The following is a 20,519-nucleotide window of genomic DNA, read 5'->3' as shown; positions in this document are numbered from 1 at the left end:
TCCCGGCCGCCCGTCGTCCCGGCTGTCCGGCGGGCCGTCCGGTCGGCGGTGCCGGCCGCCGCCCCGGCACGGGGAAGCCGCCCGGCCCTCGCCGCCCCGGCTTCCCCCGTTCCCGCCGGGCGGCGGCTCCCGCCGTCTCCCGCTACCAGGTGAACGCCGGGTTCACCTTCATGCAGGCCTCGGTGTCCGAGGCGTTCAGCTCGTCGGCCGTGTCGGGGAGTTCGTCCTTCTTCTCCTCCCCGGCCTCGTACGCCGTGCCCTCGCGCCAGTCCGCGCCCACGACCAGCGTCACGCCCGTGACGTCCGTGGACTTCTCCACCGAACTCAGGGGGACGCCCAGGGCCTTGGCGACCCGCTGGGCGTCGCCCTCCAGCTCCGCGCTGGGATAGCGGACGACCGTCGTCTCCCGCCCGGCGGCCGTCGCCGGGTCCGCCGTCGCCCGGGCGAAGCCCTCGCCGGCGAGCGCCTGGACGACGGCGTTGGCGCGGCCGCCCACCGGGGCCAGCGTGGACGTGCGCGTGCCGTTCTGCACCAGGACGGAGATCTCGTCGTCGGGAGCGGACGGGTCCTTCGACACCTCGTCCGCCTTCTTCTTCCTTTTCTCGTCCTTGCCGTCGAGCGCCGCGTCCTCGCGCACCATCCGGAACAGCGTCTCGGCATCCTCCGTGGGCTCCACGCGCGCGCCGACGTAGCGGTTCGGCATCGTCGTCATCGTGATGCGGTCGGTGGGCACCTTGCGCAACTCGACCGCCAGGTCGTACAGGTCCTTCACCGAGCCGAGCGCCTGGTCGACGGTGATCGCCCGCGTCGCCGTCTCCGCCAGCCTGCGCAGCTTGTTGGGGTTGGTCAGGGTGGCGTTCTCGCGGAGCTGGCGGACCATCGAGCTCATGTACATGTGCTGCGCCTTGGCGCGGGCGAGGTCGCTGCCGTCCTCGAAGCCGTAGCGCGTGCGCAGCCACTGCAGGGCCTGCTCGCCCTTGACGTACGTCGTGCCCTTCTCCAGCTTCAGGCCCGAGCCGTGGCCCGCGCCGTCGCGGGAGTGGATGTTGTCCTTCACGCACACGGGGACGCCGCCGATCGCGTCCGCCATCGACACCACGCCCGCGAAGTCGATCTTCATGAAGTGGTCGATGTGGATGCCGGTGAGCTCCTGCCAGGTGGCGACGGTGCAGCCCGGGCCGCCGTGGCCGAGGCTCTGGTTCGTCATCGTCCGGCCGTTGCTCGCCGCGTACACCTTGCCGGTGTCCGGGTCGGTGCACTTGGGGATCTGCACGAGGGTGTCGCGCGGCATGCTGATGACGGACATGTTGGTGCGGTCCGCGGAGAGGTGCAGCAGCATCTGCACGTCGGCCAGGGGCACGCCGTTGAAGGTCTCCCTGGCGCCGCCCAGCTTCTGGTTCTCCTTGGTGTCCCGCGCGTCCGAGCCGATCAGCAGGATGTTCAGCGGCGTCTGGCCCGCGGCGTTGGGCGTCGGCTTGGCGACCTTGCTGTCGCCGAGGTTCAGGTCGTCCTTCTTGATGTTGTCGTTCAGGTGCTGGTAGTACACGTAGCCCGCGCCGGCGGTCCCGAGTATCAGGACCGACAGGACCGTCGCCGACCAGCGCAGGACGCGGCGTCTGCGCCGCGGCGGACGGACGCCGTCGCCGCGGCCCGCCGCGCCGCCGGATCTCTGCGGGTCGTCCGGAGAGCCCGGTGGCCCGTCACCGCCGTCGCCGTCCTTGTCCCCGTCGCCGCTCCCGGCCCGGCCCTTCGCCCGGCCGCCGCCGTCCTTCTCGTACAGGCTCTCGTCCCAGCCGAGGTCGTCCGCCTGCGGGGCACCCGGTGGTGCCCCCTCTCCGCGCACACCGCTCCGCGCCATCTCCCCTGCCTCCCCGCCCTGCCGCGCCGCGACACAGATCCGTCCTGCGCCCAGTCAGACGCAGGACGGACCCGAATGGTTACCTTGTTGTTCGGTGCGTCACCCGGTGCTCACCGGGCGCACTCGACCTTGTCCGCGGTGGACTTCGAGACGCCCTTGGGTGCCTCCGTCGGCGCGGTCAGCGACACCCCGGCACCCTTGAAGTCCTCGCCCAGGGTCAGGGTCATGGCCGGCAGGCCCTGGGAGTTCTCGACGCTCTCGCCGGGCTTCATCGCGGACCCCGACAGGCCCATGATGTCGGCGAGCCGGCGGGCCTGGTCGGCCTGGTCGGGCGCGTACTCCAGCGTCGTCTTCTTCAGCGTCTTCGGGGCGTTGCCCGCGTTCTCGGACTTCGTCACGCCCTCGTCGATCTGCAGCCACTGGAGGGTCTCCTGGGCGGAACCCGCCTTGGCGCCGCCGTTCATGACCCTGACCCGGACCTCGGAGGCGTCGGCCTTGGCGCCCTTCAGGCGGGCGGCCACCTCGGCCTTCTCCTTCTTCTCCTGCTGCTTCACCTCGGTCAGCGAGACGTCGTCTCTGATCATCGCGAACAGCGGTTCCGCGTCCGCCTCTCTGACGACGACGGTCGCCTTCACCTTCTCGGCGGGGTTGTCGTCCACCGGCAGCGTGGCGAAGGTGATGTTCTTCGGCGGCACCTTCTTCAGCTCCAGGGCCATGTCCTTCAGGGCGTTCACGTTGCCGATGCCGGTGTCCACGGTCAGCGCCTTGGTGGCGGCCTCGGCCAGCTTCACCAGCTTGGTGGGGCTGGTGAGGGTGTCGCTGGAGCTCATCTTGCGCATCAGCGAGCCCAGGAACTGCTGCTGGATCTTGATGCGGTCGAGGTCGCCCTGGTTGCCGAAGCTGTGCCGGGTGCGGACGAAGGCCAGCGCCTGCTCGCCCTCGACCTTCGACTTGCCGGCCGGCAGCTTCAGGTGCGAGTCGGGGTCGTCGACGGCCTTGGCCAGGCAGACCTCGACGCCGTCCACCGCCGTGGTGAGCGTCTTGACCGCGTTGAAGTCGGCCATCATGAAGTGGTCGACGGGGATGCCGGTGAGTTCCTCGACCGTGCGCATGGTGCAGCCGGCGTCGCGGCCGTCCTGGCCGAGGCTCGTGTTGAAGCGGGCGTTCTGCGTCCCGGCGACGACCTCGGTGGAGCCGTCCGCCTGCTTCGTCGGGCAGTCCGGCACGTCGACGATGAGGTCGCGCGGGATGCTCATCGCGGTCGCGTTCGTCCGGTCCTTGGAGACGTGCAGCAGGATGTTGGTGTCGGCGTGCCCGACGCTGCCCGTGTCGCCGTAGCCCTCGTTGCCCTCGCCGGTGCGCTTGTCCGTGCCGATGATGAGGACGTTGAAGGCCTCGTCCTTGCTGAAGCCGTCCGCGCCCGCGCCGGCGACGTCCGTCGTGGCGACGTTGCCCTCGAGGTGCTTCAGGTACAGGTAGGCCCCGCCTGTGACGGCGACCAGGACGAGGGCCAGCGAACCGCCCGTCCACACCAGGATCTTCTTGCTCTTCGACTTCTTCGGCTTCGTGCGGCCCCGGCGGCGGCCGGGCGGCTCCTCCGCCGGGGCGCCGCGCCGCCGGCGCTGGCCCGGCAGCTGCTCCGGCTCCCCCCGGCGGCCCGGCGCGGTGCGGGTGCGGGGCGGGGCGGCGGTGCCGGTCCCGGAGCCGCTGCGGGAGCCGGTGGCGGCCTTCGCGGCGGCGGTGCCGCGACCCCGGGGGCGGGGTACGGACGGTTGCTCTCCGGAAGGCTGCAGTTGCAGTTCGTAGTCACCGGTGTCGGGGTTGAGTACCCACTGGTCTGCGGGGTCGATGTCGTCCGCCCGCCCACGGCCTTGCGCGTCCACGGTTGTCTGAGTCCTCCGTCGGGGCCACGCGGCGCCTTCCCCCTCAAAAAGGCGCTCGGTCAGTCTCCAGCAGTGCGCGACCTCATGGCCGGGTGCACCGGACCGCTCACACTATCCGGCACTCTCGGCGTCAAGCGACGGCGGTGACAAATTACACGTCCATACAACTGGGCAATTGCCCCATTTCCCTGGAGGAAGTTCCGACGGCTTGGTTTCGGCTTTACTCGTAGGTGCGTTCGGAAGCCACGTGCATGTGTCCTCGGCGGCGGTGTTTCCGCGGAAAGTGGGGACGGGGTCCGTGGAACGGGCGGGCGCGCCCGGCTCGATTCCGGGAAGTTTTCCGCCGCCCGCGCGCACCTTTCCGTACTTATTGTGATTGTCCGACTCCAATGCGCTGTCCTGCGTCGACACGCCGCCCGGGCCCGCCGCCGTCCTGTCGTGCCGTGCGCCGGAATCCACCGGAAGTCCCCGCGCGACGGCGACGGGCTCGTCCTTCCGCGGCCGTCGGAAGAGTTTCTCCGCCTCGGGTTCGACGAGCCGGTCGCGATTGGCGTCGTAGACGTACGACTCGCGCGGAACGGTCAGGAACCGCACCCGTTCTGTGGGGATGTCCCGCATGCCGCGCACGAGGTCGTACAGGCCCCGCAGGCTCGCCAGGGCCGGGTCCGTGGTGAGCGCGGGTGGCCGCGTCGAGCACCGGACAGAGCTTCACCGGATTCAGCAGTACGCCATCGCTGCGCACCTTGGTGACGAGCGCGCCGAGGAACCGCTGCCGGCGTTCCATCCGGTCCGTGTCGCTGCCGTCGCCGACCGGCTTGCGGGCGCGGACGCAGCCCAGCGCCTGCTCGCCTCCAACCGCACCCGGCCCGCGGGGAGCCGGAGCCGGGCGGCCTTGTCGCTGATCGGTTCCTCGAGGCACACGTCGACGCCGTCGACGGCGTCCACCATGTCCTTGAAGCCGCTGAAGTCCACGACCACGTGGTGGCCGACGCGGACGCCCGTCAACTGCTCGGCCGTGCGGATCGTGCAGGCCGAACCGCCGCCCTGGAAGGCGTGGTCGGACATCGCGAACACCGGCCGCGTGCGGCCGCCGTCCCGCCGCGCGCAGCTCGGCACCTCCACCATCAGGTCGCGGGGCAGCGAGACCGCGGTCGCGCTGCGCCGGTCCGCGGCCAGGTGCAGCAGGATCGTGGTGTCCGAGCGCGCGGTGCCCGGGTCGCGGCCGTACGCGCGGTTGCCGTCGCCGGAGCGCGAGTCGGAGCCGATCGGCAGGATGTTCCGCGCGGCGCGCACCGGCGCGGTGGGCCGCTCCTTCTCGTACCGGGCCGGCTCCGCGGCGGCGCCGTCGTCGTCCGAGGTGATGTTGGCGCTCGGCCTCTCGTACGCCGCCCAGCCGGCGGCCGTGGCGCCGACGAGGAGCACGACGGCCCCACTCCGGTCCACCGCAGCCAGCGGCGACGGGGCGGGACGGGGCGGGGACGGAGACCGCGGCGGCTCCCGGGACGGGGCCGGTCCCCGGGGCGGTCCCGGTGTCCGGCTGCGGCTCGGGGACTGTTCCTGGGGTGGGTCCGGCGTCCGGCTTCGGTCCCGGCCCGGTTCCCGGGGCGGAGGCGGCTCTCGGCCGTTTCCCGGTCTTCGGGTGGTTCGGGGGCTTCGGCCGAGGTCCGGCCCCCTGTCCGGAACCGGTCCCGGGGGCGCGGCCCTCGTCGCGGCGGCCGGCCGGACCGGCGTGCGGTCCGCGCGGCCCGGAGGGCGTGCCCGCGCTGCCGGTCACTGCTGCTCCCCCTCCACGCGCCCTGCGGTACCAACCTGCTCCCCTACGGCCATGGCGCGGCCACGCGCGTCCGGCCCAGCGAGGCTGGGCCGAACGGTGCACGGGGTCCCGGGCGGCGGGGCGCAGGACGGCGGGGCGCGGTGGAGGCGCCCCGCCCGCGCCGGACGCCGCGGACGGCGCGTACACCGCATGCGTCGAGCGCGCTGGACGCGCCGGGTGCGGCGGGGGTGACGGCCTTTCAGGAGCCGGGCCGCCCCGGCGGGCTCAGTGGGCCGTGGCCGTCACCCGCTCCGCCTTGACCCGCTTCGCCAGCGCCTCCTCGCCGAGGTTCTCCGCGTGGCGGCACAGGACGACGGAGCCGCCGGTGGCCAGCGGGGCGTACAGGCCGGCGCTCAGCCCTTCCCAGGTGTCGTACGGCAGCGTCGACAGCAGGCGCGAGCCGGGGCCGGTCAGGCCGAGGCCGGACGCGTCGGCGCGGGCCCGCTCCACGGCCTCGGCGCCCGTCAGTTCCGCCCCGGCGACGATCAGCGCGGGCTCCTCCGGGTCGACGGGCGCGTACGGCCGGAAGCGGTCGCCCTGGCCCGGCACCTCGACGGCGTAGTCGGTGTAGCCGGCGGGCGGCGTGGGGAAGCGGCCGCCCAGCGGGCGCAGCGCGAGCGCGATCCGCTCGCCGGAGCAGGCGAGCCCGGCGTCCAGCGTGTCGGGCCCGCTGACGACGAGGTCCGCGGCGGCCGGGTCGCCTCCGACGTCCGCGACGACGCCCACCGAGGAGCACGCCAGCAGCCACACGGCCGTCTGCCAGTGCGCGGGCAGCAGCAGCGCGAGCCGGTCGCCGGGTTCGGCGGACAGGCCGTCCTGGAGGAGGTTGGCGGTCTTGGCCACCCAATTGGAGAAGGTGGCGACGGACAGTTCGACCCGTTCGCCCGTGGCGTCGTCGTAGAAGGTCACCAGGGGGCGTGCCGGGTCCGCGGCGAGCGCGGATCGCAGCAGGTCGGCAGGGGTGCGGTCGGTGGCGTTCACGGGACGCAAGCGTACGCGGCGGACGAGGGGCGGCGCGGCGCGCGCCACCGGTTCGGAGGAGCCCGGCAGACGGCCCGTCAACTCCCCGATGGACAGATGTGTATGGCTATGTCCAAGATCGAAGGTATGCGTAGATTTCTCGCTTCCTCGATCGGTGTCACGTGCGCGGCCGCCCTCGCCCTCCCGCTCGTCCTGCCCGCCGAGGCCACGGCCGGCCCCTCGCCCGCGCGGTCGGGGGCGGCGGGGCCCGCGCCGGCCGGCCGGGCTCCGGCGGACGTCGACGCACCGGCGGACGTCGACGCACCGGCCGCCACCGCGGCGGCCGTTCCCGGCGGCACCCGGTCGCTCCCGCTCGTCCCGCTCGCCGCCGACCGCGCCACGGGCGCTCCCGCACAGGGGCTGCCGCGGCGGGACGTGGGGCACTTCTCGCTGGTCGGCGTCGTCTGGGACGACCCGGACAGCGAACTGCGCGGCCGCGTCCAGGTCCGCACCCGCGCCGCCGGCACCCCGCACTGGTCCGGCTGGCAGGACGTCGAGACGCACAACGGCGACCACGCGGCCGACCCGGACGCCCCCGAGCGCGCTTCGGGGCACGTGCGCGGCTCCACGGCGCCGCTGTGGGTGGGCGACTCCGACGGCGTCGAGGTGCGCGTCCAGGCGGAGGCGCAGACAGAGACAGAGACAGAGGCAGGGGCAGGGGCGCAGGCGGAGGGAGTGGAGGCGCCAGCGGAGGGAACGGAAGGCGAGAGCCATGAGCACGGAGGTGCTCATGAGCCCGATGGTGTCCATGAGCACGGCGGTGGGCCCGGCGTCGCCGGCGACGCCGGGCTGCCCCGCGGCCTGCGCCTGGAGCTCGTCGACCCGGGCGAGGAGCCCCGGACCGTGGCCCCGCGGGGCGGCAGGAGCGCCGCCGCACCGGCCCCCGAGGCCGCCGACGAGGCCAACGCCGGGCTGGTCGCGCCCGGCGCCACCGAGATCCCGGCGCAGACGCGGGAGGAGGCCGAGCGGGAACCGGCCGCCGTGCGCGGCGGCGCGCCCGGCGCGGCCAAGCCGTACGTCGGGCCGCGCCCGCGCATCGTCACGCGCCGCGGCTGGGGCGCCGACGAGAAGCTGCGCGGCCGCGGCTTCCGCTACACGAAGAAGGTGAAGGCGGCCTTCGTGCACCACAGCGCCTCGGGCAACAAGTACCGCTGCTCACAAGCCCCTTCACTCATCCGCAGTATCTACCGCTACCACGTCAAGAGCAGTGGCTGGCGCGACATCGGCTACAACTTCCTCGTCGACAAATGCGGAAACATCTACGAGGGACGGGCCGGGGGAGTGGCCCGCGCGGTCCTCGGCGCGCACACCGCGGGCTTCAACAGCAACACCACGGGGATCGCCGTTCTCGGCTCTTTCGGCACGTCGAAGCCGTCCGCGGCCGCGGTCAGGGCCGTCGCCCGGCTGACGGCCTGGAAGCTGGGCCTGTACGGAGCCGACCCGCGTGGCAAGACATATCTGAAGTCGGGAGGTGGCAATCTCTACCGAAAAGGTAGGAACGTACGTCTGAATGTGATCTCTGGTCATCGGGACGGTTTCGCCACGGAGTGCCCGGGGCGCCGCCTGTACACCAAGCTCAGCACGGCCCGGGCCACCTCGGCCCGTTACCAGGGACGATGAGGTCCCGCGGCGCCCCACCGCCACCCCGGAGGCCCCCCACGGCCGACTGAACGGTCTGCATACACTGGCCCGCCGAAAGTGAGTTCGGCCGGCCCCAGCAGGAAGCAGAGACGACAGGTGACAGAAGCGATTCTCCTGGTCGGCGGCAAGGGCACCAGACTGCGTCCGCTCACGGTGCACACACCCAAGCCAATGGTCCCCGCGGCCGGAGTCCCGTTCCTCACGCACCAGCTGGCCCGGGCCAAGGCGGCGGGCGTCGAGCACATCGTGCTCGCGACCTCCTACCTCGCCGAGGTCTTCGAGCCGTACTTCGGGGACGGCTCGGCCCTCGGTCTCCATCTGGAGTACGTCACCGAGGAGGAGCCCCTCGGCACGGGCGGCGCCATCCGCAACGTCGCCTCCCGGCTGCACTCGGGCCCCCAGGACCCGGTGCTGGTCTTCAACGGCGACATCCTCACGGGCCTGGACATCCGCAAGCTCGTGCACACCCACGAGACGGCCGGGGCGGACGTCTCGCTGCACCTCACCCGGGTCACGGACCCGCGGGCGTACGGCCTGGTGCCCACCGACGCCACGGGCCGGGTCCAGGCCTTCCTGGAGAAGCCGCAGACGCCCGAGGAGATCGTCACCGACCAGATCAACGCGGGGGCGTACGTCTTCCGCCGCTCGGTCATCGACACGATCCCGGCGGGCCGGCCCGTCTCCGTGGAGCGGGAGACCTTCCCGGACCTGCTGGCCGCCGGGGCCCATCTGCAGGGCATGGTCGACTCCACGTACTGGCTGGACCTCGGCACGCCGCGGGCGTTCGTGCGCGGCTCGGCCGACCTGGTGCTGGGCCGGGCCCCCTCGCCCGCCGTGCCCGGCCGCTGCGGCGACCGGCTCGTGCTGCCCTCGGCCTCGGTCGCCGACGACGCCAAGCTCACCGGCGGCACGGTGATCGGCGAGCACGCGGTGATCGGCGCCGGTGCCCGCATCTCCGGGAGCGCGGTCCTCGCGGGCGCCGTGGTGGAGCCGGGCGCGGTGGTCACGGACTCCCTCGTGGGCGCGGGCGCCCAGGTCGGCGCCCGGGCGGTCCTCGACGGCGTCGTGGTGGGCGACCGCGCGGCGGTCGGCCCGGACAACGAACTGCGCGAGGGCGTCCGCGTGTGGTGCGAGGCCCGCATCCCGGCGGGCGCGGTCCGCTTCTCCTCGGACCAGTAGGGCCGGCAGGCCCCGCGGACAGGCGACGGAAAGGCCGGGCGGCCCGGTGGGCGTGCGCACGCCCACCGGGCCGCGGCTACCACCGGGCGATGTCGGTGCGGGGCATGCGCGGCGCGCGGCGCGGGGGTGTGCGGCCGCTGAGCAGGATCAGGCGGGCGGCGCGGTGCCGCTGTCCGGCGTACGGCTCCAGCAGGGCCAGCATCGCGGCGTCGTCCGCGTGCCGGTCGCCGGCCAGCGCGTAGCCGACGATGCCCGGCAGGTGCAGGTCGCCGACCGTCACCGCGTCGGCCGCGCCGTGGCTGCGCTGCACGGTCTCGGCCGAGGTCCACGGGCCGATGCCGGAGACGAGTTCGAGCCGGGCCCGGGCCTCGGCCGGCTCCATCCGCGCCGCCTCCTCCAGCCGCGCGGCCACGCGCACGGCCCGCAGGACCGTCGAGGCGCGCTTGTCGTCGACGCCCGCGCGGTGCCACTCCCAGGACGGGATCACCGCCCAGGTCCGCGGGTCCGGCATGACGTACATGCGCTCCGGCACGGGGCCGGGAGCGGGCGTGCCGAACTTCGTGACCAGCCGCCGCCACGCCCGGTACGCCTCCGCCACCGTGATCTTCTGCTCCAGGACCGACGGGATCAGCGACTCCAGGACCAGACCGGTGCGCGCCAGGCGCAGGCCGGGCCGCCGCTTCCGGGTCAGCGCCAGCAGCCGGTGGCGCGGCTCGAAGGCGGCCGGGTCGTCCGCCGCGCCGAGCAGCTCCGGCAGCCGGTCCAGCAGCCACTCGGCGCCCGGCCCCCACGCGTCCGCCTCGACCGCGCCGCCGCCGTGCCGGGCGATCCGCAGCGTGCCGGGCCCCAGCGGCGTACGGCTGGCCCGCCACACCGCCCCGTCCGGGGCCGTGCGGAACGTCGGGTCGCCGGAGCCGCGCCGCAGCACGCTCAGCACGAGCGCGAGCTCCAGCGGCCAGGGCGGGGTCCAGGTGCGCCGCAGTCCCGGCGCCGCCGTCTGGCGCGGCACGCGCGCGGACGCGGGCGCGCCGGACGGCCCGCCGTGCGGGGCGCGCGGAGGGCGGGGGGCGAAACGTCCGGCCACGGGTGAGGTCCTCGGGGTACTTGCTCGGGTGCCCTACGAGGGTAGGGGCTCCCCGCACGCGGACCGCCGCCGCACCCCCGGCACGGCCGCCACGGCACCCGCACGCGGGACCCGCCGCGCCCGTACGCGGGAGCCGCTGTTCTCCGTACGAGCGCCGCCGCGCCCGTACGCGGGGACCTGCGTACCCGTGCCCGTACGCGGGGACCGCCGTACCCGTGCGCGTACGCAGGACGCGGGTGTCAGCGCCCCTCGCGCGCGGGCCACGGCCCCCCTGCGCTCGTGCCGGCCGTCGGCCGTGCCGTCAGCGCACCTCGACGAACGCCGTCGCGTCGCGCCCGGGCCGGGCCTTCGGCGCCTCCGCCGGGTGCCCCACGGCCACGGCCCCCATCGGGTCCCAGTCCGCGGGCAGCTCCAGCACCTCGCGCACGACGTCGCGGCAGAACATCGTCGACGACACCCAGGCCGAGCCCAGCCGCTCACCGGCCAGCGCGACCAGGAAGTTCTGCACGCCGGCGCCCGCGGCGACCACGAACATCTCCCGCTCGGCCCCGTCCCGGCGCGCGTCCCCGTAGGTGTGCGAGCCGTCCATGACCAGGCAGGGCACCACCAGGTACGGCGCGTTGCGCAGGACGTCGCCGCGCCGGACGCGCCTGGCGATCGACTCCTCGCTCCTGCCGTCCCGGCGCAGGTCGGCGATCCAGGCGTCGCGCATGGCGTCGAGCAGCCGGGTGCGCGACTCCGCCGACTCCAGCAGCACGAACCGCCACGGCGTCGTGTGGTGCGGCGCCGGCGCGGTCACGGCGGCGGCGACGGCCCGGCGCACCGCGTCCGGGGCGACCGGCTCGTCCGTGAAGGACCGCACCGTCCGCCGCTGGGTGACGGCCTCCCGTACGGCCTCGGAGGTGCCGAGGCGGAACATGTCGTCGCGCGCTCCGCGGACCAGGGCCCGCGCCCCCTCCCCGCCGTCGCCCACCACGTGCGGCAGGCCGCGCACCACGGCCACCGGCAGCCCGGCGGCCTTGCCCTTGACCAGGTCGCCGGCCGCGGCGAGCTCGTCGGCCGTGGCGACGACGGTGGCGCTGAGCGGATTGCCGTACGCGTCCGTGCCGCCGCGCAGGTCGTCCAGGACCCGTACGCCCGCCGCGCCGATGGCGACGTCGGTGAGCCCCGTGCGCCAGGGGCGCCCGAAGGTGTCGGTGACCACGACGCCCACGTCCACGCCCAGCGTGTCCCGCAGCCCGGCGCGGACCTTGCGCGCGGAGGCGTCGGGGTCCTCGGGCAGCAGCAGGACGGTCCCGGCCGGGGTGTTCGAGGCGTCGACACCGGCGGCGGCCATCACCAGCCCCTGCCGGTTCTCCACGATCCGCAGGGTGCCGCGGCGCGCCACGACCCGGACGGTCTCGGCGTCGATCGCGGCCTCGCGGTCCGCGGCCTCGACGATCCGGCCCTCGGCCTTGGAGACGATCTTCGAGGTGACGAGCAGGACGTCGCCGTCGGCCAGGCCCGGCTCGGCCGCGGCGATCAGCTTGGCGAGGTCGTCGCCCTCGCGCACCTCGGGCAGCCCCGGCACGGCCCAGACCCGGAAGCCCGGGGCGGCCGCCGGGGCGGCGGAGGGCGACGCGGCGTCCGCCACGACGGCCTCCGGCGCCGGGCCGGCCTCGGCCTCCGGCGCCGCGGTCGCCGACGGCACGGTCGCCGACGGCTCGGCGGGGCCCGGCGCCGCGGCGGATCCCGACGGCGCGGCGGCCGGTACGGCGGATCCCGGTGCGGTGGTCCCCGGTGCCGGGGCGGCCGGGGACGCCGGCCCCGGAGCCGCGGTCCCCGGCTCCGCGGCCCGCGGCGTCTCCCGCTCGGCGGGCGGCACGCTGCTCAAGCGCTCCGCACCTCCTCGGCCAGTGCCAGCGCCTCGCGGGCCATCGCGGCCGTCGCGTCGAGGTCGGTCATCATCAGCGGCACCGCGCGGCAGCGGATGCCCGCCGCCTCGACGCGCTCCACGGCGTCCGCGTCGACCGTGTCGACGAGCCAGCCGTCGAGCAGCCCCGAGCCGTAGTGCTCGGCCACCGCGGCCGCCGTGGACTCCACGCCCACGGCCGCGAGGACCTTGTCGGCCATGCCGCGCACGGGCGCGTTCCCGACGATGGGGGAGAGCCCGACGACCGGGACGTCCGCCTCGGCGATCGCCTCGCGGATGCCGGGTACGGCCAGGATCGTGCCGACGGAGACGACGGGGTTGGACGGCGGGAACAGGACGACGTCGGCCTCGGCGATCGCCTCCAGCACGCCGGGCGCGGGCTCGGCCTGCTCGGCGCCCACGGGCACGATCGCCTCGGCCGGCACGGAGGCCCGCAGCCGCACCCAGTACTCCTGGAAGTGGACGGCCTTGCGCTCGCCGTCCACCTCCACGGCGACGTGCGTCTCCACCCGGTCGTCCGACATCGGGATCAGCCGCACGCCCGGCTTCCACCGGTCGCACAGCGCCTCGGTCACCGCGCTGAGCGGGAAGCCGGCGCCCAGCATCTGCGTGCGCACGATGTGCGTCGCGAAGTCCCGGTCGCCGAGCCCGAACCACTCGGGCCCGACCCCGTACGCCGCGAGCTCCTCCTTGAGGTGGAAGGTCTCGTCGGCCCGGCCCCAGCCCTGCTCCTCGTTGATGCCGCCGCCCAGCGTGTACATCACCGTGTCGAGGTCCGGGCAGACCTTCAGGCCGAAGAGGTGGATGTCGTCCCCGGTGTTGCCGACGACCGTGATGTCCGCGTCGGGCACGGCCTTCTTCAGGCCGCGCAGGAAGCGGGCACCGCCGATACCGCCTGCCAGAACCACAATGCGCATGGAAACAGTGTGTCAGTCCGGCCGCCGGGCCGATCCGTCGAGGGGTGGCGTCCGGACACCGGGCGGGCCGGTCGCGCGGACCCGTCCCGCGGACGGCGCCCGCGGCGCGTCAGGCGGTCACCGCGTCCACCGGGCCGTGCGGCCCGTACGGGGAGCAGTGGGAGGCGGGCGTCGCGGCGGCCGCGCCGGAGCCGGGGCGCGGGTGCGTCGGCATCTCGGTCAGCCCGGGGAAGTAGACGTGCAGGCTGACGGCCGGTTCGAGCGCGTCGTTGACGACCTCGTGGACGTAGCCGGGCGCGAAGACGCGCTGCGCGCCGGCGGCCAGGGTGCGGGCGCCGCCGCGCGTCCGCTCCGTGAGCGTCCCCTCGAGGACGGTCAGCACCCCGGACGAGGGGCCGTGGCCGTGCGGTCCGCTGCCCTGGCCGGGCACCCAGGACAGCAGCCACACCTCGTAGCCGATCGGGGCCTCCCCTGGTCGAGCGGGGTCGAGAGCTTGGGGAACGCTGCGCAGCCGGTGGTACCAGCGCGTCGTCGCGTCGTACTCGACGAGGTGCGCCCACCGGGAGCGGTCGCGGGCGAAGGAGCGGGCGAGACCGACGAACTCGGCCACGGTGGCCGGGTGCTCGCGCGCGGGCTGCAGGAGGTGGGGTACTTCGAGGATGTCGCCGGCGATCTGGAGGTCGCTGTCGCTGTTCATGGGGTGACGTGGTCCCTGGGCCTGGGAGGGGATGCGGGGTTCCGCGGAACGGGCCGTCCGGGTCACGGACGACGGGCGTGCCCTGTGTGCGGGCGGAGGGGGGTGCCCCCGGGGAACGGGGACGGCGGCCGGAGCGCGGTGGGGCTCAACAGCCGGGACAGCAACAGCTACAGCGAGCGCGGGCAGCACCATGGGACCCGGCGGAGCGGGTCGGGGTGAGCGCCGAAGTCGCGAGCATGCCCACAAGGAGATCGGTTCACACCACGGCTGTCAACTTCCCACCCCCGAATGGGTGCTTCGTCACCTCATCGGGGCCATCCGGGTGGCGAAAGGTTTGTCCCCGTGGCTTCGGGGACACATGGCGCTCACCGGGCATGCGTCGCCGTTGCGATGCCGTGATCGGAATGTGATCCGGTTCGCTTCGCCGCGCGTGTCGGAACGAGATCGTCCTTCCGGGCGTCCTTCTCGGCAGAGGCTCTCTCCGAGAGGGGAGGCTCGGGCGGACCCCTCTGCTTGTCCTGGTTTTTGCCGATTTGAACACTTTCCGCAAAGCCTTGGTTCCGCAGAGTGAATAAGGGGCCCAATAGCAGATCTCGGCTTGACTCGCCCGGAGCCACACACTTGTAATTTCACTCGTGTCGTTCAGCCGTAATCGGTAACGGCAGCATCACGGGGACGCGAAAGACAGACGAGGGGCGCACATGACCGAGCTGGTGCAGCAACTGCTGGTCGACGACGCGGACGAGGAGCTCGGCTGGCAGGAGCGCGCGCTGTGCGCCCAGACCGACCCCGAGTCGTTCTTCCCCGAGAAGGGCGGCTCCACCCGGGAGGCCAAGAAGGTCTGCCTCTCCTGCGAGGTCCGCTCGGAGTGCCTCGAGTACGCCCTCGCCAACGACGAGCGGTTCGGCATCTGGGGCGGCCTGTCCGAACGCGAGCGGCGCCGCCTGAAGAAGGCCGCCGCCGTCTGAAGCCACCGCGCACGCCGCGCACACGGCGGACGCGGCGGCGGCACCCCGGGCGGCGCCGACGGGAACCGGCCGCCCGCGCGCGGGGGGCGCCCCGCCGACCAATCGGCACACATCTCTACGTAACGCAGGCCCGGCGCAGGTGGGTTGTCCACAGGCGGCGGGCCGTCGTGTTGCCCAGCCGTTAGTGTGGGCCTCCGTCCGAGACGCCCCTGCGCCCCCGCCGGGCACAGGCGTCCACCGCAGTCCATCGAACCGGGGCCCGTACCTCGATGTCCGTGCACAGCCATACGGCAGCCCACCACGACGCTGCCGCCCCTGAGTTCCCGCGCCACGTGGTGACCGCGGTGCTCGTCTCCCACGACGGAGCCCGCTGGCTGCCCGACGCGCTCTCCGGCCTGCTCGGCCAGGAGCGCCCGGTGCAGAACGCCGTGGCGGCCGACACCGGCAGCGCGGACGACTCCGCCCGCCTGGTCGCCGAGGCCCTCGGCGACGACCGGGTCCTGCACCTCGCCCGCCGCACCGGCTTCGGCCAGGCCGTCGAGGAGGCCGTCGGCACCGCCGGCGTGCTGACCCCGGACGACCTGCCGTACCTGAAGCGCCCCAGCGGCTGGGACCCGGTCACCCGCACCTGGCGCGACGACGCGTACGACATGCCGGAGCTGCCGCACGGCGAACCCGTCCAGTGGCTCTGGCTGCTGCACGACGACAGCGCCCCCGAGCCCGACGCGCTCGCCCGGATGCTGCGCGTCGTGGAGAACGAGCACGAGCTCGGCCGGGACGTCGCGATCGTCGGCCCCAAGCTCCGCGGCTGGTACGACCGCAGGCAGCTGCTGGAGGTCGGTGTCTCCATCGCCAACAGCGGCCGCCGCTGGACCGGCCTCGACCGGCGCGAGCAGGACCAGGGCCAGCACGACCACGTACGGCCCGTGCTGGCCGTCTCCACCGCCGGCATGCTGATCCGCCGCGACGTCTTCGAGGAGCTCGGCGGCTTCGACCGCCGGCTGCCCCTGATGCGCGACGACATCGACCTGTGCTGGCGCGCCCAGGCCGCCGGGCACCGCGTCCTGGTCGCCCCCGAGGCGGTCGTCCGGCACGCCGAGGCGGCCTCGCGCGAGCGCCGCACCGTCGACTGCGTGGGCCGCACCGCCGCCTCCCCGCACATGGTCGACAAGGCCGGCGCCGTCTACACCCTCCTGGTCAACACGCGCGGCGCCGCACTGCCCTGGGTGCTGCTGCGGCTGGTCGTCGGCACCGTGCTGCGCACGCTCGCGTACCTCGTCGGCAAGGTCCCCGGGCAGGCCGTCGACGAGATCCGCGGCCTCCTGGGCACGCTGCTGCGCCCCGAGCGGATCCTCGCGGGGCGCGGGCGGCGCGGCCGCCCGCAGGTCGACAAGGGAGAGCTGCGGCCGCTGTTCCCGCCGCCCGGCGCGACCGTGCGGGCCACCGTCGAGCAGGTCGCGGGCAATCTCTTCGGCGGCTCCGACCAGGAGGCGTCCGCGGCCGGACGGCACGGCGGGGCCGTGGAGTCCGGGCCCGGCGGCGACGACGCCGACTTCCTCGAGGTCGAGCAGTTCGCCCGGCTCAAGCGCGTCGCCCGCAGACCGGGACCGGTGCTCCTCGCCGTCCTCCTCCTCGTCTCCCTCGTCGCCTGCCGCGCGCTGCTCGGCGGCGGCGCCCTCGCCGGCGGCTCGCTGCTGCCCGCGCCCGCCGGCGCCTCCGAGCTGTGGTCCCGCTACCTGGACGCCTGGCATCCCGTCGGCGCCGGCGGCCCCCAGTCCGCGCCGCCGTACCTGGCGCTGGTGGCGCTGCTCGCCAGTGTCCTGCTCGGCTCCACCGGCCTCGCGGTCACCGTGCTGCTGATCGCGTCCGTGCCGCTGGCCGGCTCCGCCGCGTACTTCGCCTCCCGCCCGCTCGTCCCGTCCCGGCTGCTGCGCGCCTGGGCGTCCGTCGCGTACGCCTTCCTGCCCGCCGCCACCGGCGCGCTCGCGGGCGGCCACCTGGGCACCGCCGTCCTCGCCGTGCTGCTGCCGCTCATCGCGCGCGCGGCCGTCGCCGCGGCCGGAGCGGGCAACACCCCGGGCGAGCGCGGCAGCTGGCGCGCGACCTGGGCGTACGCACTGCTGCTCACGGTCACCACCGCCTTCACGCCGGTCGTGTGGCCCATCGCGTTCGTCCTGGGCGTCGCGCTGCTCGCCGTGCGCCGCGGCGACATCGCCGCCTACGGGCTGCGCTTCCTGGCCCAGCTCGGCACCCCGCTGCTGGTCCTCGCGCCCTGGTCGCTGTCGCTGCTGCCGCTCGGCTTCTTCCGGGAGGCCGGCCTGGAGTACGGCGCGGGCGCGGCCTCCGCGCTCGACCTGCTCGGCGCCAGCCCCGGCGGCCCCGGGACCGTCAGCGGGCTCATGCTGCTCGGCGTCGTCTGCGCCGCCCTGGCCGCGCTGCTGCGCGGCGAGCGGCAGTGGGGCATCCGGGCCGCGTGGACCGCCGCCCTGGTGGCGCTCGTCGTCGCCGTCCTGGCCAACGGCTCGGTCTGGGCCGGTCCCGCCACGCTCGTCTACGGCCTCGCCCTCCTCGCGGCCGCCGCGCTCGGCGCCGACGGGGCCCGCTTCCGGGTGGCCGAGCAGAGCTTCGGCTGGCGCCAGCCGCTGGCCGCGCTCATCGCGTTCGCCGCGGCGGCCGGGCCGCTGCTCATCGCCGCCGGCTGGATGATCGGCGGCGCCGACGGCCCCGTGGAGCGCCGCGACCCCGTGCAGGTGCCCGCGTTCGTCGCCGAGGAGAGCGGCACGCGCGACCAGGCCCGCACGCTCGTCCTCGACAGCGACTCCGCGGCCCGCGTCGGCTACACGCTGGTGCGCGGCTCCGGCGCCCGCCTCGGCGACGCCGAACTGGCCGCCGAGGGCGGGGAGAACGCGAAGCTCGACAAGGTCGTCGCCAACCTCGTCGCCGGCTCCGGCGCCGACCAGGCCGACCAGCTCGGCGGCTTCGCCGTGCGCTACGTGCTCGTCCACAAGGGCGCGCCCCGCCAGGTCGCCCGCGTCCTGGACGCCACGCCCGGCCTGACCCGGCTCAGCCAGCAGGACGGCGGCGCCCTGTGGCGCGTGGACCGGCAGGTCGCCCGCGTCACCGTCGTCGCCGGCTCCGGCGACCCCGAGCCGGTCGCCGCCGGCCCCGTCGAGGTGCACACCACGCTGCCCTCGGGCGGCGAGGGCCGCGTCCTGCGCCTCGCCGACTCCGCCGACGAGGGCTGGACCGCCACCCTCGACGGCAAGCCGCTCACCCCGACCACCGTCGACGGCTGGGCCCAGGGCTTCGAACTGCCCTCGGCCGGCGGCCGCCTGGACGTCACCTTCGAGGCGCCGCTGGGCCACACCGCGTGGCTGTGGGCGCAGGGCCTGCTCGCCGTCGTCCTCGTGGTGCTCGCCCTCCCGGGCCGCCGCCGCGACGTGGACGACGACCTGCCCGAGGAGCCGGACGCGCCCGCGCCGGCGGCCGAGGGAGAGGGCCGCAGGGCCCGCAGGCTGCGCGCCCAGGCGGAGGCGGAGGCCGAGCAGCAGCGGGAGCAGGACCCGGATCACGGGCACCGTGCGGAGCCGGACGGCGACGGCGGACCCGGCCCGTACGCGTCCGCGCAGGCCCCGGCGCCCGCGGTCCCGCAGCAGCAGGCGTACGGCGAGTGGGACGCCGCCGGGTACGGCGGCGCGGGCTACGACCCGTACGGGAACGGCCCGTACCAGGACGACGGGCAGTATGCCGCGGGCGCCTACGACCAGCAGGCCTACCAGGCGGACCCGTACCAGGCGGGGCAGTACGACCCGTACGCGTACGACGCCGCGCAGACGCCCCCGTACGACCCGTCGCAGCCGTACGCGCAGGGCTACGACCCGGCGTACGACGCCGCGCGGCAGCAGCCGTACGGCACCGACCGTGAGCGCCCCGACGGGAGCCAGCAGTGAACCGCACCACCCTGTCCTTCCTCGCCGGCGTGACCGCGCTCGCCGCCGTCACCGGGTTCGCCGTCCTCACCGGGCCCGACGCCGCCGGCGGCGGCACGGCGCCGGCGGCCGCCCGGCTGCCCGTGGAGCGCACGAGCCTGCTCTGCCCGGCACCGAGCTCCTCCGACCTCGCGGAGACCGCCTACACGTCCTTCACGCCGGTCGTGAAGGACGCCGCCGGCGGCGGCGAGGCCGAACTCACCGCGGCCGCCACGCAGACGGCGGACGGCGGGGACGAGGCCGGCGACCGGGCGAAGGACGACGGGAAGAAGCGGGAGAAGCCCGCCCTGACACCCGGGGAGCCCGGCAAGCCGGTCACCGGCGAGACCTCGGCCGCCGACGCGCCGGCGCTGATCGGCACCGCCGGGGGCAAAGCCGCACCCGGCTGGACCGTCCAGCAGACCACCGAGGTCACGGCGGGCACGGGCCGCGGACTGCTCGGCACCGCGTGCACGGCCCCGGACACGGAGTTCTGGTTCCCGGGCGCGAGCACCGCCGAAAGCCGCACCGACTACGTGCACCTGACCAACCCCGACGACTCCGCCGCCGTCGTCGACGTCGAGCTGTACGGCAAGGACGGCGCCCTCAAGTCGACCGTGGGCGAGGGCATCCAGGTCAAGCCGCGCTCCAGCGAGCCGATCCTGCTGTCCACGCTCGCCGACAAGGCGGAGGCCGACCTGACCGTGCACGTGAGCGTGCGCAGCGGGCGGGTCGCCGCCGCCGTCCAGGCCCTCGACGACAGCCTCGGGGGCGACTGGCTGGCCGCGTCGGCCGACCCGGCGGGCGCGCTCGTCCTGCCGGGCATCCCGGAGGACGCCGCGTCCGTGCGCCTGGTCGCCTTCGCGCCCGGCGACCAGGACGCCGACCTCAAGCTGCGGCTGGCCTCCCCGTCCGGCACGATCACCCCGGCGGGCAACGAGAGTCTGCACGTGAAGGCGGGCATGACCGCCTCCGTCGACCTCGGCGACGTCACGCGCGGCGAGGCGGGTTCCCTGATCCTGACGCCCACCGGCACGTCGGTGCCCGTGGTCGCCGCCCTGCAGGTCGTGCGGGGCGAGGGGAGCAAGCAGGAGACGGCGTTCATCCCGGCCACCGCGCCGGTGACCTCGCGCGCGACGGCCGTCGACAACCGCTCCAAGGGCACCACGCTCTCCCTGACGGCCCCCAGCGGCACGGCGAAGGTCAAGGTCACCGCGTCCGCCGGCAGCGAGGGGGGCACGGCGGCGGCGAAGACGTACACGGTCAGGAGCGGCACCACCCAGAACGTCGAGGTGCCCGTCCCGAGCGGCCTCAAGGGCACGTACGCGCTCACGGTGGAGCCGGTGTCCGGCGGCCCCGTCCACGCCGCGCGCACCCTGGTGGTCCCGGTGGGCGGCGTCTCGGCGTTCACGACCCAGACGCTCCCGGACGACCGCGGCACGGTGGCGGTGCCGGAGGCGGAGCAGGACCTGTCGGTGCTGCAGAAGTAGGGGGGCGGGCCCCGGGACCGCCCCGGAGCCCGGCTGCCCCGGCCGCCGCCCCTCGGCGGTCCTCGGCGGCCCTTGGGGGTCTCCTCCGG

At 75.0% G+C, this 20,519-nt stretch carries 12 protein-coding genes and 1 pseudogene; 5 read left to right on the top strand and 8 right to left on the bottom strand.

All coding sequences use genetic code 11. The features are described from left to right. Nucleotides 1-142: 142 nt before the first annotated feature. From IE271_RS07240 to IE271_RS07225, 4 genes and pseudogenes are all read right to left on the bottom strand, one after another. Nucleotides 143-1,858, bottom strand: coding sequence for an LCP family protein (locus IE271_RS07240; protein ID WP_190189366.1), 1,716 nt, complete (start codon nucleotides 1,856-1,858; stop codon nucleotides 143-145). A gap of 110 nt (nucleotides 1,859-1,968) precedes the next feature. After that, nucleotides 1,969-3,741, bottom strand: a complete 1,773-nt coding sequence (locus IE271_RS07235; protein ID WP_190189365.1) for an LCP family protein — start codon at nucleotides 3,739-3,741, stop codon at nucleotides 1,969-1,971. A 367-nt stretch (nucleotides 3,742-4,108) separates the two neighbouring features. After that, nucleotides 4,109-5,034 (bottom strand): annotated as a pseudogene (locus IE271_RS07230) (LCP family protein). 745 nt (nucleotides 5,035-5,779) lie between these two features. Further along, nucleotides 5,780-6,535, bottom strand: a complete 756-nt coding sequence (locus tag IE271_RS07225) for a TIGR03089 family protein (protein WP_190189364.1) — start codon at nucleotides 6,533-6,535, stop codon at nucleotides 5,780-5,782. A 108-nt stretch (nucleotides 6,536-6,643) separates the two neighbouring features. On the opposite strand from IE271_RS07225, the gene IE271_RS07220 reads away from it, so the two are divergent. After that, nucleotides 6,644-8,194: a peptidoglycan recognition protein family protein gene (locus IE271_RS07220; RefSeq protein WP_190189363.1), complete on the top strand. Its 1,551-nt coding sequence runs from the start codon at nucleotides 6,644-6,646 to the stop codon at nucleotides 8,192-8,194. A gap of 117 nt (nucleotides 8,195-8,311) precedes the next feature. Beyond that, complete coding sequence (gene manB / locus IE271_RS07215) at nucleotides 8,312-9,394, top strand: mannose-1-phosphate guanylyltransferase (RefSeq protein ID WP_190189362.1); 1,083 nt, start codon at nucleotides 8,312-8,314, stop codon at nucleotides 9,392-9,394. A 76-nt stretch (nucleotides 9,395-9,470) separates the two neighbouring features. Here manB and IE271_RS07210 read toward each other — a convergent pair whose 3' ends face one another. The 4 genes from IE271_RS07210 to IE271_RS07195 form a co-directional block, all read right to left on the bottom strand. Beyond that, entirely contained in the window at nucleotides 9,471-10,478 is a 1,008-nt protein-coding gene (locus IE271_RS07210) for a DNA-3-methyladenine glycosylase family protein (RefSeq protein ID WP_190189361.1), read from the bottom strand. A 301-nt stretch (nucleotides 10,479-10,779) separates the two neighbouring features. Then, nucleotides 10,780-12,111 carry a coenzyme F420-0:L-glutamate ligase gene (locus tag IE271_RS07205; RefSeq protein ID WP_190189602.1) on the bottom strand — a complete coding sequence of 444 codons (1,332 nt, stop codon included), beginning with the start codon at nucleotides 12,109-12,111 and terminating at the stop codon, nucleotides 10,780-10,782. A 236-nt stretch (nucleotides 12,112-12,347) separates the two neighbouring features. Beyond that, nucleotides 12,348-13,307 (bottom strand): 2-phospho-L-lactate transferase, encoded by a 960-nt coding sequence (gene cofD / locus IE271_RS07200; protein ID WP_190189360.1) that lies wholly within the window; start codon nucleotides 13,305-13,307, stop codon nucleotides 12,348-12,350. 109 nt (nucleotides 13,308-13,416) lie between these two features. Beyond that, nucleotides 13,417-14,004, bottom strand: a complete 588-nt coding sequence (locus tag IE271_RS07195; protein WP_190189359.1) for a cysteine dioxygenase — start codon at nucleotides 14,002-14,004, stop codon at nucleotides 13,417-13,419. A gap of 701 nt (nucleotides 14,005-14,705) precedes the next feature. Here IE271_RS07195 and IE271_RS07190 point away from each other — a divergent pair. The 3 genes from IE271_RS07190 to IE271_RS07180 all read left to right on the top strand — a co-directional run bounded on the left by IE271_RS07190 (nucleotide 14,706) and on the right by IE271_RS07180 (nucleotide 20,430). After that, nucleotides 14,706-14,972 carry a WhiB family transcriptional regulator gene (locus IE271_RS07190; RefSeq protein ID WP_190189358.1) on the top strand — a complete coding sequence of 89 codons (267 nt, stop codon included), beginning with the start codon at nucleotides 14,706-14,708 and terminating at the stop codon, nucleotides 14,970-14,972. Between the two features lie 269 nt (nucleotides 14,973-15,241). Then, the gene (locus IE271_RS07185) at nucleotides 15,242-18,922 is read left to right on the top strand and encodes a glycosyltransferase (RefSeq protein ID WP_190189357.1); all 3,681 of its coding nucleotides are present in this window, start codon (nucleotides 15,242-15,244) and stop codon (nucleotides 18,920-18,922) included. After that, a complete protein-coding gene (locus IE271_RS07180; protein ID WP_190189356.1) occupies nucleotides 18,919-20,430 on the top strand; it encodes a DUF5719 family protein in 1,512 nt (503 codons plus the stop codon). Before IE271_RS07185 ends, IE271_RS07180 begins: the two co-directional genes overlap by 4 nt. Nucleotides 20,431-20,519: the final 89 nt, after the last annotated feature.

It is taken from the genome of Streptomyces minutiscleroticus, from assembly GCF_014650875.1.
Lineage (GTDB): Bacteria > Actinomycetota > Actinomycetes > Streptomycetales > Streptomycetaceae > Streptomyces > Streptomyces minutiscleroticus.
The sequence above is the reverse complement of the archived record's forward strand: the minus strand, read 5'-3'. Positions and strand labels throughout refer to the sequence as shown.